The sequence below is a fragment of the Thalassotalea sp. G20_0 genome, assembly GCF_017744175.1.
Lineage (GTDB): Bacteria > Pseudomonadota > Gammaproteobacteria > Pseudomonadales > Endozoicomonadaceae > Endozoicomonas.
The window spans coordinates 181520-193602 of record NZ_JAGHQV010000007.1; the positions used below are offsets into that span (position 1 = coordinate 181520).

12 protein-coding genes are annotated in these 12083 nt (G+C 49.0%); 10 read left to right on the plus strand and 2 right to left on the minus strand.

The features are described 5' to 3' along the window. Positions 1–23 precede the first annotated feature (23 nt). From dprA to J7438_RS06540, 10 genes are all read left to right on the plus strand, one after another. A complete protein-coding gene (dprA, locus tag J7438_RS06495) occupies positions 24–1157 on the plus strand; it encodes a DNA-processing protein DprA (RefSeq protein ID WP_209275890.1) in 1134 nt (377 codons plus the stop codon). 222 nt (positions 1158–1379) lie between these two features. After that, the gene (tsaC, locus tag J7438_RS06500) at positions 1380–1934 is read left to right on the plus strand and encodes an L-threonylcarbamoyladenylate synthase type 1 TsaC (RefSeq protein WP_209275891.1); all 555 of its coding nucleotides are present in this window, start codon (positions 1380–1382) and stop codon (positions 1932–1934) included. A gap of 29 nt (positions 1935–1963) precedes the next feature. Continuing rightward, positions 1964–2887 carry an oxygen-dependent coproporphyrinogen oxidase gene (gene hemF, locus J7438_RS06505; protein ID WP_209200246.1) on the plus strand — a complete coding sequence of 308 codons (924 nt, stop codon included), beginning with the start codon at positions 1964–1966 and terminating at the stop codon, positions 2885–2887. Positions 2888–2905: 18 nt separating this feature from the next. Then, positions 2906–3733, plus strand: coding sequence for a shikimate dehydrogenase (gene aroE / locus J7438_RS06510; protein WP_209275892.1), 828 nt, complete (start codon positions 2906–2908; stop codon positions 3731–3733). A gap of 80 nt (positions 3734–3813) precedes the next feature. Then, positions 3814–4506 (plus strand): YiiX/YebB-like N1pC/P60 family cysteine hydrolase, encoded by a 693-nt coding sequence (locus tag J7438_RS06515; protein ID WP_209275893.1) that lies wholly within the window; start codon positions 3814–3816, stop codon positions 4504–4506. Positions 4507–4715: 209 nt separating this feature from the next. Then, positions 4716–5576 (plus strand): hypothetical protein, encoded by an 861-nt coding sequence (locus tag J7438_RS06520; protein ID WP_209275894.1) that lies wholly within the window; start codon positions 4716–4718, stop codon positions 5574–5576. A 134-nt stretch (positions 5577–5710) separates the two neighbouring features. Continuing rightward, on the plus strand, positions 5711–6385 hold the full coding sequence (gene rsmG, locus J7438_RS06525) for a 16S rRNA (guanine(527)-N(7))-methyltransferase RsmG (protein ID WP_209200242.1): 675 nt from the start codon (positions 5711–5713) through the stop codon (positions 6383–6385). A 16-nt stretch (positions 6386–6401) separates the two neighbouring features. After that, positions 6402–7211 carry a ParA family protein gene (locus J7438_RS06530; protein ID WP_101746999.1) on the plus strand — a complete coding sequence of 270 codons (810 nt, stop codon included), beginning with the start codon at positions 6402–6404 and terminating at the stop codon, positions 7209–7211. 3 nt (positions 7212–7214) lie between these two features. After that, entirely contained in the window at positions 7215–8105 is an 891-nt protein-coding gene (locus tag J7438_RS06535) for a ParB/RepB/Spo0J family partition protein (RefSeq protein ID WP_209275895.1), read from the plus strand. Between the two features lie 356 nt (positions 8106–8461). Continuing rightward, positions 8462–10030, plus strand: coding sequence for an ankyrin repeat domain-containing protein (locus tag J7438_RS06540; protein WP_286196446.1), 1569 nt, complete (start codon positions 8462–8464; stop codon positions 10028–10030). Between the two features lie 139 nt (positions 10031–10169). Here the strand turns inward: J7438_RS06540 and J7438_RS06545 are convergent, their stop codons facing one another. Then, complete coding sequence (locus J7438_RS06545) at positions 10170–10928, minus strand: MATH domain-containing protein (protein ID WP_209275897.1); 759 nt, start codon at positions 10926–10928, stop codon at positions 10170–10172. A gap of 910 nt (positions 10929–11838) precedes the next feature. After that, the coding region (locus J7438_RS06550; protein ID WP_209275898.1) for a hypothetical protein at positions 11839–12083 on the minus strand (245 nt) is incomplete at its 5' end.

Here is a 12083-nt window from a genome sequence, read left to right on the forward strand (position 1 = left end):
CACAACTCCGGAAAGAGAATTCAATGATATACACTGATACCGACCAGAAGGACTGGTTACAGCTGCTCCCCTGGCTAACCCTTTCCCTTATTCCGGGGCTGGGGCCCATCAAATCCAGCCAGCTTATCGACAAATTCCAACATCCCAGCCAGCTTTTTTCCGCATCATTTAATCAACTGAAGAGTATTATTCCGGAGAAACTGGCCAGTTTGCTGGTCAATGCCCACAGAGACTCATCTATTCAGAAACAGTTGCACCGGACACAGACATGGCTGGAAGCCAGTCAGGCCCATGCCATTGTGACACCGGACTCCCATCTCTATCCCAAAGCGCTGAAAGAGCTGCCTGATGCCCCGGTTGTGCTCTACGTCATTGGTAACAGGCAGCTAATCAGTGAGCCGCAGCTGGGCGTTGTCGGTAGCCGAAGGCCTACACCAAATGGTCGCCGGGTGGCCCGGGAATTTTGTGAACACTTATCAAGAAGTGGCCTGGTGATTACCAGTGGTATGGCACTGGGTATCGATGCGGCTGCCCACCAGGGCGCACTGGGTTGTTACGGTGCGACAGTCGCCGTGTTGGGTACCGGTGTGGATCAGGTTTATCCGGCAAGGCATGAGGATCTTTATCAGTTGATTGCCAGTCAGGGGGCCATCGTCAGTGAATATCCTCTGGGAACAAAACCCTTTGCCGGTAACTTTCCCCGTCGCAATCGTATTCTGTCCGGTTTATCCCTGGGAGTTCTGGTGGTTGAAGCCGCACTGGAAAGCGGCTCGTTAATCTCAGCAAGGCTGGCTGCGGAGCAGGGTCGTGAGGTTTTTGCCATACCGGGTTCGGTGCTGAACCCGTTAAGTCGGGGGTGTCATAAGCTGATCCGCGAAGGTGCGGTGCTGGTAGAAAGTCCTGATGATGTATTAATTGAACTCGCACCACAGCTCCATGGTGTTATGAATGAATTCTCTCCATCCACTTCCAGTCGAAAAGAGACAGACCCACTGCGACTTAAAGTTATTGAAGTGATGGGGTTTGACGTTGTCAGTGCGGATCAAATCAGCACACTTTCCGGGATTCCTTTTGCGGAGCTTTCTGTCGTGCTTACCGAAATGGAGCTTGATGGCGTAATAGAGTCCACATCCGGTGGTTTTATTCGTCTTGGCTGATTTGTGAATCAGCGGAAAGTATCGTGCTTTACACTTCCGGGTGTTGCTTCTGAACTTCTCTTGCTAGACTAGCGAACCTTACTGGTGATGCTTCGAAAAATATCAGCCCATGTGTTGCAATCTCGGGCTGACTATCTGGCGAATGCTGAAGCAGTTCTTGCGAAAGACGCTGTTCTCCGGCAGCCGTTAACTAGCTGAGAGTTATCCCTGAGAGATGTTTTCATGATGGATGTAGGTCAGGCAGCCAGAATAATCAGAAATGGCGGTGTCATCGCTTACCCCACAGAAGCCGTATGGGGGTTGGGATGTGACCCCTGGAACCAGCAGGCTGTTTATCGGATTCTTGACATCAAACAGCGACCGATTGAAAAAGGGGTCATTCTGATTGGTGCTTCAGAGGATCAGTTTGCCCCGCTACTTAATCCCCTCTCTTGTGAAGAAAGAGCCCGGCTGAAGTCTACCTGGCCAGGTCCTTATACCTGGCTTATTCCAGACCCTGCTGGCTGGGCACCCAACTGGGTCAGAGGCCAGTTTGATACGGTTGCTGTTCGTATCACTGCGCATCCACTGGTGAAAACACTGTGTGAAGCAACAGGGCACCCGATAGTGTCTACGTCAGCAAACCTTGCCGGTAAGGACCCGCTGTTAACGTTTTCAGGTGTAGAGGAAGTGTTTGGCTCTCTGCTTGATGGCATTGTTCCCGGCGAAACCGGAGAGCAGAAAACACCCTCAAGGATTCAGGACCTGCGTTCGGGTGAGCTGGTAAGGGCTGGCTAATATTACTAAAACTCAGGAATTGTCCCGGAATGTCAGAACCGTCTGTAGATCTCGTAAAGCAATACCTCCTGGATTTGCAGAATCGCATATGCACCGCGATTGAAGCAGAAGAAACCGGGGGCTCCTTCAGGGAAGACCAGTGGGACTACCTTGGCTCCGGCAACAAGGGTGATGGTGGCGGTAAAGCCAGAGTGCTTGAAGGGGGCACGGTGTTTGAAAAAGCCGGTGTGAATTTTTCCCATGTAACCGGGGATCAGCTCCCTGCCAGCGCCACTGCTCATCGACCACATATGGCTGGCAGAAGTTTTCAGGCCATGGGGGTTTCCCTGGTGATCCACCCGGATAATCCATTTGTGCCAACATCCCATGCCAATGTCCGGATGCTGATCGCCCATAAAGAAGGAGAAGCACCGATCTGGTGGTTTGGTGGCGGCTATGACCTGACGCCTTACTATGGCTTTGAAGAAGATTGTCAGCACTGGCATCAGGTGGCCAAACAAGCCTGTGATCCCTTTGGTGATGATGTCTACCCCCGCTATAAAAAGTGGTGTGATGAATACTTCTTCCTGAAACACCGCAACGAACCCCGGGGGATTGGCGGACTGTTCTACGATGACCTGAATGAGTGGCCATTTGAGCGCAGTTTTGAGTTTATGCAGTCGGTCGGCGACAGCTTTATTGATGCCTATCTGCCCATTGTACAGCGCCGTAAATCCCTGCCTTACTCTGAGCAGCACAAGCGTTTTCAGGAGTACCGCCGTGGCCGTTATGTGGAATTCAACCTGGTATACGACAGGGGTACTTTGTTTGGTCTGCAGTCCGGTGGTCGTACAGAGTCTATCCTTATGTCGTTACCGCCTCATGTCCGCTGGGATTACAACTGGAGTCCAGAGCCCGGCACCGAAGAGGCTCGACTGTATGAAGAATTTTTAAAGCCAAAAGACTGGGCATAAATCAAGAGGGTCTGAATCATGGCTGGGCCAGTAGACACGTATGCAGTAATGGGGAACCCTATTGCCCACAGCAAATCACCGGTTATTCACACATTGTTTGCTGACCAGACTGACCAAAGTCTGCGTTACACCGCCCTGTTGGTTGACGTTGGCGGCTTTAAAAAAGCGATCGATGAATTCTTTGAAAACGGTGATCTGGGGTTAAGTATCACCTTACCCTTTAAGGAAGAGGCGTGGCAGTTAGCTGAGAAGAGAACGTCACGAGCAGAAAAAGCCGGTGCGGTAAACACCCTGTGGCAGGATGAACATGGCCAGCTCCATGGGGACAACACCGATGGGCTTGGCCTGGTGGCAGATCTCCAGGCAAATAACGGTGTAACCATTAAAGGTACTAGGGTACTGGTTCTGGGGGCCGGTGGTGCCGTGAGAGGAGTGCTTGAGCCCCTGCTTGAAGAGCAACCGGTTGAAGTTGTTATTGCCAATCGAACCCGCAGCAAGGCTGATACGCTGGTTGAACTCTTTACGGATAAAGCCGTTTCTGCCTGTGGATTCGACGATATAGAGGGTCGTTTTGACCTGGTTATCAACGGCACTGCTGCCAGCCTGCAGGGAGAGATGCCGCCCATATCCGGCCATATTATTGATCAGAACACCTGCTGTTATGACATGATGTACGGTGCCGACGAAACCATTTTCAATCGCTGGTGTCGTGAGCAGGGTGCAGGTAAAACTATTGATGGGCTTGGTATGCTGGTTGAACAGGCGGCAGAGCAGTTTGCCATTTGGCGTGGTGTTCGTCCTGATACCCGTCAGGTACTTGACCTGTTGCGGAATGAAATGGCCTGACAGGTTCTATACTCCTGAACATGATTCTTTATATTACCTGTAACGCAATTACGGGATGATTTTCAGATATTGGGTTCGTTATGGATAAAGCGCTGCCAGTCACTGTAATGCCAGCCAATGTGATCGCCAAAGACCTCATGCCGGGTGACCTGCTGTTCCAATTGCGCTCAGGCGGAGAGGCCGAATGGGTTATCAGTCGGCTCTTTGCGGGTCGGGACGGTGCAGCCATTAATCATGTCGCGCTCTACGACGGCGATGGCATGGTTATAGAAGCTGTTATGCCCCGGGTGCAGAAAACCGCTTTGGATGACTTTGTCAGCAGCTCGGTTTTAGACAACCATGGCAGACCGTGTGTCCTGGTCTGTCGGCTGGCATCGAGTTACTCGGCACTGGTACCGGATGCCCTGGCGTTTGCAGAGCAGCAGCTTTCGATACCCTATGACCCTCACTACCGCCAGAATCAGGAAGAGCACCAGAAAAGCTGGTATTGCAGTGAATTAATTGTTCATGCGTTTCGCCATGCCAATAAAGGAATTTTCCTGTTTGAAGAAACACCCATGAGTTTCCGGGATATGGAAACCGGAGAGCTGATGCCGTTCTGGATTGACCATTATCAAGCCATTGGCCAGGAGATACCGGAAGGGCTTCCCGGCTCACATCCGGCGCTGCTCTCCTGCTCCGACAAGCTAATGTCTATTAATAGTCTTGGATCACTTCCAGCAAAAAATTGTCAGGATTTATGCAGTCTGGAGCCAGGGTCAACACTGGCTTAGAACTCTGGCCTGAAACCATTTTCTGATCAGATCTGCACCAGTTTTGACTAACCTTATTTTCCTGCCTGATAGACTGCTGTCTTGATTTAATCAGTCACTGAGTAATCTGCGACAACCACACAATTCCTTCTGCTGTTGAAACTTTTCTCTAAAGTTAATGTCTGCGCGCAGAGAGAAAATAGTTTTCATTTTGTGAATGAGGTAGTTCCATGTCACCTAACTTTCCCGCTTTGGCTATTCCTGGTTTTGAGACTGTTATGCAGGATCTGATGACTGTGGCTCATGATGTTATGAATCGTGATCCAGATGATGATGACATAATCGATCTGCTTCCTGCCGTGCCGCAACATGTTGTCCCCTACCTTCCTGCCCGCAGCCACCAAAATGCGTCGGCAAAAAAACTGGAGGAGTTCAGTATTACCTTGCCTGAAGTGCCTGATGACTTTCCCCCTCAGGCTGGTGTTCGGGAGAAAAATGAAAAGTCAGCAGGGGCAGAGGCCCCTGAGAGTTCAACAGAATGTAATCCGCAGGATGAGCTTGCTGCACGCCGGAAGAAAAAAACACAGCTGACCGATGCTATTATCGAATTACGACTTGAGTGTTCGAAAATTGAGCGTACATGGGCAACCTGTGTCCCCCGGGTGGATATCGATTCAAAAGAGGCCCAGGATGTAGTTTGCTACGCCACGGCCATGCGCTGCGGTGCATTGAAAAGGTCACTTGTCGCATACTATACGGCACAACTGGGAAAACAGGTGGAAATTGTTAATGTACAGGCAGAGGTTGTTAATGTTCAGGTGGCAAAGGATCATGGCAGACATGCTAATGGTCAGCAGCCTGTGGCTCAACCTGCAACGAGATTACCCAATAACGTCAGTATGTGCGTGGAAGCAATGAAGGCATTGGAGTTAGCGAAAAATGTAACTGCTGTTTATGATCCGGACAAAGAGCCACTTGAGAGAGATGCCAGGCTGGCAGAAACCATCAAAACCTATGAAGCCTATCAAAAAGTAAAAGGACAGTTGGCCGGCTTACAGGCATCCCTGCAGGCGATGAATGATAATTCGTGAATGAATGATTGCGTCGATTTTATCAAAGTTATGAAATAGACTGATCAGTTATCTATTCTCATCAGTAAAGCCAGAGGGCATCCAGGTAGCTTATTGTCACTGCAAGGCTTACCGCCCGCTGGCTGAAGGAATCCATGAACGCTTCTCAATCATCATTAACCGACCACTCCCTGGCTCAGACATTACAGAACGATATTGGCCGGGGTGCCAAATCACTCGGTCTTGATTTGTCCCCGGTTCAGGCGGATTTGCTGACCCGCTATGTTCTGCTGCTGAACAAGTGGAATAAAGCCTACAATCTTACCGCCATTCGTGACCCAAGAGAGATGGTCTTCAGGCATATTGTTGATAGTCTGAGTATTGTTCCCCATATTTCTGGCGAGGTGATTCTGGATGTAGGCTCAGGCCCGGGACTGCCAGGCGTGGTTCTGGCGATTATGTACCCTGATAAACAATTCACGACACTGGACAGCAATGGCAAGAAGACCCGCTTCATGCTTCAGGCAAAACTGGACCTTCAGCTCAATAACCTGGAAGTTACTAATTCCCGCGTAGAGTCTTTTCAGGTGGATGTCCCTTTTGACGCCATTACTTCACGGGCATTCAGCTCATTGGTTAATATGGTAGATGGCACAAAACACTTATTATCACCTTCAGGTGTTTATCTGGCCATGAAAGGGCTATATCCTGAAGAAGAATTGAAGGAATTGATGGATCGTCACGAAATTGAGCTGGTTGGCTGTGAGCCTTTAAAGGTACCGGGCACAGACGGCGATCGTCATCTTGTCATTTTGCGTAACAGGCATTGAATGGTATTAAACGGCTGTGGCTAAAATTCTAGCGGTAACCAATCAGAAGGGGGGGGTTGGCAAAACCACTTCCTGCGTTAACCTATCGGCTTCCCTGGCGGCCAGTAAGCAGCGGGTGCTGCTTATTGATGTTGACCCCCAGGGGAATGCCACCATGGGTAGCGGAATCGACAAACATGCTCAGCAATGGTCCGTTTATCATGTACTGACCGGGCGTTGTGATATCGAACAGGCAATCCTGCCATCCCGGGATGGCGGTTATGATGTGCTGGGGGCAAACGCCGACCTGACGGCAGCAGAAGTTGAGCTGATGGAGATGGACCGCAAGGAATCCAGACTCCATGACGCACTTGCCAGGGTTGAAGATCAGTACGACTTTATCATGATTGACTGCCCTCCATCTCTGAACATGCTGACCATTAATGCCATGGTGGCTGCCCGTGGGGTGATTATCCCGATGCAGTGCGAATACTATGCACTGGAAGGTCTGACGGCCCTGATGGAAACCATTGCAGGCCTGAGGGAAACCATCAATCCCGATTTGCACATCGAAGGTCTGCTGCGCACCATGTATGACCCCAGGATGACGCTGACCACAGAAGTATCGAGACAGCTCATCAACCATTTTGGTGATCAGGTCTACCGAACCGTGATTCCCCGTAATGTTCGACTTGCCGAGGCACCGAGTCATGGTAAGCCGGTACTGGCCTATGACCGGAACTCCCGTGGTGCGGTGGCTTATCTGGCCCTGGCCGGAGAGCTGGTGCGCAAGCATGACATCAAGGGGCTTAACGGCAAGTCGACAAGGAAAACAGGAACTCACTGACCCATGGCGAAACAACGTCTCGGTACTAACTTAAATGCACTGTTGGGTAGCGCCAGGCTACCGTCATCCCTGTCTAATGATCTTGCCGGGCCAACACCGGTCAAGGAGTCACTGGATGGGACAATGAAAGACCTGCCCGTTGAGTTTTTGGTGCGTGGCAAGTACCAGCCCCGCCGAGACATGCACCCCGATGCCCTGGAAGAGCTGGCTGAAAGTATTAAAGAGCAGGGCATCATGCAGCCAATCGTGGTTCGTCCGGCCGGGCTGAATCGCTATGAAATCATTGCCGGTGAGCGTCGCTGGCGTGCAGCACAGCTGGCAGGCCTCGCAGAAGTTCCTGCCCTGATTCGTGAGGTTCCCGATGAGGCTGCCATTGCCATGGCACTGATCGAAAACATCCAGCGGGAAGACCTGAATCCTATTGAAGAAGCGATTGCACTTTCCAGGCTGCAAAAAGAGTTCGAACTGACCCAGCAGGAAGTGGCCCAGGCCGTTGGTAAGTCCAGGGCTGCCGTTGCTAATATATTGCGACTGATGGCCCTGAACCCTGAAGTAAAGAAAATGCTTGAATATGGCGACCTGGAAATGGGCCATGCCAGAGCGTTGCTTTCCCTGGGCGAACTGGATCAGTTAGAAGTAGCCCGGACCGTTACCGCAAAGGGATTGTCTGTGCGTCAGACGGAAGCACTGGTTCGCCGAATCCAGCAGGAAAAGGAAAAAGGCGGAAAAACCGTTAAGCGGCTTGACCCTAATATAAAGCAGCTCGAAGATGAGTTGTCTGAAAAGGTAGGAGCCAGGGTCGCCATTCAGTGCAGTGCCAAAGGAAAAGGCAAGCTGGTCATTTCCTACAATTCACTGGATGAGCTGGATGGCGTGTTGGCCCATATCCAGTAAATACCTCTTTTTTATCTCCTCTGCGCTCTTTCCCGGGGCGCATCCCAAACATAATACTTGATTATCTCCCACCTTATACCAGACTGGCTATCTGGTTATATTCAATGATCAACCTGCGCTTTTTCAAATGGATTGCTGTTGATTGACATTCACAAAAAACGCAATTTGGAAGATTTATTATGAATACGGTCACTCCTGAGGATCTCACGGCCTTCAAATCGGTTCTTCCCTTTCCCGTTGTGGTTTGCCACCACCTGTCAATGCAGTCTGGCAATGCAGGGGAATTCAATGGTCAGTCGGTCGTGTGCCAAAACCCCACAACACAATTGATCCGCTCCCCACTATGCCAGTGCGATATGCTGTTTCGCGACAATGCCGACATTCAGGAATTAGATACGCTGTTACAGAACAGGGTCATTGATATTCACGCCAAACAAGTCCGACATATATGCCAAACATCTGTATATGGGCCCCATGATACGGTGTATTGGTACTCTCCACTGTCCGTGCGTGACCCAAATATTCTGAAGAAACTGCAATGGTATTTGAGTCAGGGTGGGGTTGATATCAATCAGCCTATTAACTTTGCAGGGGAAACCCTGGTGCATCAGTTTTGTGAAGCGAGCTGTATCCTTCGGAGGAATAGTCTGAATCGGTCTCTGTACCCGGTTCATCCAGATATCGTAGTTATCTGGCTTTTGAGTCATGGGGCTTCGCTGACTACGGATCGATTGGGCAACACGCCATTACACACTGCCTGCTCCACTGGTGCTTCCCTGGAGCTTATGGCCATATTGCTGAAGAAAGTCAGGGAAAATCCCGAAGTTCTTGATGCATTGAACAACAACGACGAAACAGCCCTGTCTAATGCGTTGAGCTCAACTTCATGGAATGGTATGGCCGTTCTTTTGTTGCGGGCAGGAGCCAGTACCGGTAACGTAGACAACCGTTCCCAGTACATTCCGATTAGTTCAATGATCGAAAATCGCAGACTCGATAGCGAAAAACTGGGATTGCTTGCTCATTATGGATTAGATATCAGTCAATGCACCAGCGAAGCATCGCTTTTTGTCAGTAAAATGATTCCCTATGACTTCTATCGAGATATCGAAGTGCTTCTCTACTGGATAAAATCAGGGTTGGCCCTGAGCGGTGTTGATGGTGATGGCCAAACATTGCTTTCCGTGTGTTTCAGTACCTTCGGAGAAGATGAAGATGGCGAGTTTAATCGAAAGCTGGAATTATGCAGTTACGCCCTGAAAGCTGCCTATAAATATCATTTTCCCGAAAATATTGACGCTTTGAAGGGAGCTATTTCGGACGCCTTGATGGAAACTCGGGCAGAGGATATCGGTAAACTGCTAAAAGGCTATCCGGATGTGTTCTATCTAATTGATGATACGGTCGAAATGATTGCCAGGGATTTGAGTGACCAGAATAGAGTGGAGCTTGGCGACTTGCTGGCACAAGCCAAGGCTGAGCACCCCGTAGGGATGAGTCTTCGGCCTTTCATCTACCTGCCCTATGAGCCTGTTATGGAATCATGCACCGATGCCTTCATGAAACGTATGGAAGCCATGTTCTTCGCACCAACCAGTGATTTTATCAGGGTAGGGTTGGAGCCTGACAGACGTCGTTTTACAAGAACTGAGAGTGACGATGGGATAGAGTCTGATATTGAAGATAGTGATGAGGATGAAGATTCTCAAGACAATCCCTCAATTAACTATTCAGATATTCGATTATACGACTGGCTTTTTGAACATCGGTTTGGATCATTGCGGCAACTGCTGCTGTCACACAAAGAACTTCATAAAACGATTTGCAAACATCAACAGAAGCTGGCTTGCGAGTTATCGGTTGAAAATGAACAGCTGCTTAAGAGATTACTTGGTGAAACGGGTTCAGTGGATGAGCCCAGATGATAAATACGCATTATGAACCTCTGGTGGTGTTCCTGATTGCATAATGGCAACGAGTGTTACAGACCCCCTCTGAGCAACAATGGGAGCTTTCTAATATCTCTCTGACTGTTCATTCAATCCTTCATTAATCGTCGGAGTGTCAATTCTGACTGGTATCTACAACAATCTTGATAAACATGGTGTCATCTTTAACGTATCCATGTTCCAGTCTGGAGAGTGGCAGGAACTGAGGGTTGCCAGCGGGCATGTTACTTGGCTTTATTGGTCGTTGAAAAGGTGCTGCATTCGGGTCGGGGGAGAAAGCGTCCAACTCGTCATCTAAACCATTCTGATCGAGGATCATAAAAGTAATTTTGTGTTGAAACGGCCAACGCTGAATAGCATCATAGTCACCTTTCATTAAAGCCAGAAACAAGCTGATATGAGTGCCTTTTCCTGATCCATCACCATTCAGGTAGACCCTTGCTCGCATCTTATACCCGAATTCGCTGGTACAGAATGGCTGTGAATATAGGGACTCTGGGTTGCGATTGATAGCCGCCATCCGTTTGGCTGCAAATCCATCAATCTTCCATACCAGGGTACCGTTCAGGGATGCTGTTTTGTCCTGTAAGGCATTGACTTTAAGGGCTCCAGCCATCTGAGGCAAAGCAGCGGGATCAACATCCCTGAGTTGACTCATCAAATGAAGTGCATTGGTAATGTCGTTTTTGATATCAGCAATAGCAAGACGATTTTCTTCAGTCTGAGATTCTAGATTATTGTAGAGTTGCTTAAAGTCAGGCGGTAGTGAGGTACTGGGAGACGTTCTCAGCGCCTGAAGTTTTGCGTTAAATTCCCGGGTAATTTGTTGCATTTGTTGTTTCATTAATTCCATATCTTTATCCAGTGATGCCATCCTGTTTTGGATAGATGGTTGTGGCTTTTTGAGTAGCGATTCCAGCTGTTTTATCTGATCAATAAGCTGATCTATCCTTCTGGCATCCTCTGAACGATCGTGTTGTAGCATTCTTATCCTGTCTTTCAGGGGAATATTTTCACATTTGTCGAGATGACCCTTGATACCGTTATAAGACCCGCGCCATGTGCAACCCGTGTTTCTATAGGTGGTGTTTGAAGGGCATTGACTTTGATAAACAAATTTTATTTCCCGGGTTGAATTGGTGTCCGGAAAAAGGGAGTCTTTATCTATAGGGCAACGGTAGTCAGATAAATCACCCGGGGGGAAGTTCAGTTGTTTATACTGCTCATGGTGTACGCAATGACGACACAGCAAATGCCCTTGATAGCATTGGACTATGTCTCCGAGGATGTGATCCCTGCTACAACGTACTACATTTATGTATGATGGGGGCAACTCAGTGATCATCCTGACACCACGGTGGAAAAAAGTGTTGATGAGGTCTGGAGGAAGCCCAGAGGAATTATTTGTCGCTGGATTGTTAGTGAGGGCTCTACCAGAAAGCATTGCAGTAAATGACGGAAATGGCTGGGCGGCTTGCATTTGAATTTCCTGTTATCACGTTCAAGCCCTTTGGATCATGAAACAGGATGAAAAGTTTCAGGCAGTAATACTTTTGTCGTGAAAAATTCCTTAGTCCGGCGCAGCCAATCAAACGGGCTGTGTGTTCATAGACTGGTTCATAAATACTAGTAATATTTTATCAAACCGGTTGTTCTAGGTGATTGTACGTAAAACGCCTGTCGCTTATTGATTAAAGTCAAAATTTCTCTATCATGCGCCTCTCTTCCACGGGCTAACCTGAAACGGTCACCCACGGATCAGCAGAATGAATCATCATCGCTGATCAGGAAGTGTGGTTTGAAAGTGGGTTGTTTGGATTGAATGAAAAACAACCGGTTGACAAATCAAACTGGCGCGGTAAGATGCGCCTCCGCTGACAGGGCTTGAGAGCGACGTTAGCGAGTTGGAAAGCTTCTTTCTTCTTCTGAAAAACGAATGCTTGACAACGAAAGCCGCCACGGTAAGATAGGCGGCCTTGCTGATCGGCACTGACTGCTGAATCAGCGATTAAATCACCACGGTTTAATC

Excerpts from the sequence above, each read along its gene's own strand:
- dprA (WP_209275890.1), top strand. The coding sequence starts at position 24 with ATGATATACACTGATACCGACCAGAAGGACTGGTTACAGCTGCTCCCC.
- tsaC (WP_209275891.1), top strand. The coding sequence starts at position 1,380 with ATGATGGATGTAGGTCAGGCAGCCAGAATAATCAGAAATGGCGGTGTC.
- hemF (WP_209200246.1), top strand. The coding sequence starts at position 1,964 with ATGTCAGAACCGTCTGTAGATCTCGTAAAGCAATACCTCCTGGATTTG.
- aroE (WP_209275892.1), top strand. The coding sequence starts at position 2,906 with ATGGCTGGGCCAGTAGACACGTATGCAGTAATGGGGAACCCTATTGCC.
- J7438_RS06515 (WP_209275893.1), top strand. The coding sequence starts at position 3,814 with ATGGATAAAGCGCTGCCAGTCACTGTAATGCCAGCCAATGTGATCGCC.
- J7438_RS06520 (WP_209275894.1), top strand. The coding sequence starts at position 4,716 with ATGTCACCTAACTTTCCCGCTTTGGCTATTCCTGGTTTTGAGACTGTT.
- rsmG (WP_209200242.1), top strand. The coding sequence starts at position 5,711 with ATGAACGCTTCTCAATCATCATTAACCGACCACTCCCTGGCTCAGACA.
- J7438_RS06535 (WP_209275895.1), top strand. The coding sequence starts at position 7,215 with ATGGCGAAACAACGTCTCGGTACTAACTTAAATGCACTGTTGGGTAGC.
- J7438_RS06540 (WP_286196446.1), top strand. The coding sequence starts at position 8,462 with ATGCTGTTTCGCGACAATGCCGACATTCAGGAATTAGATACGCTGTTA.
- J7438_RS06545 (WP_209275897.1), bottom strand. The coding sequence starts at position 10,928 with ATGGCATCACTGGATAAAGATATGGAATTAATGAAACAACAAATGCAA.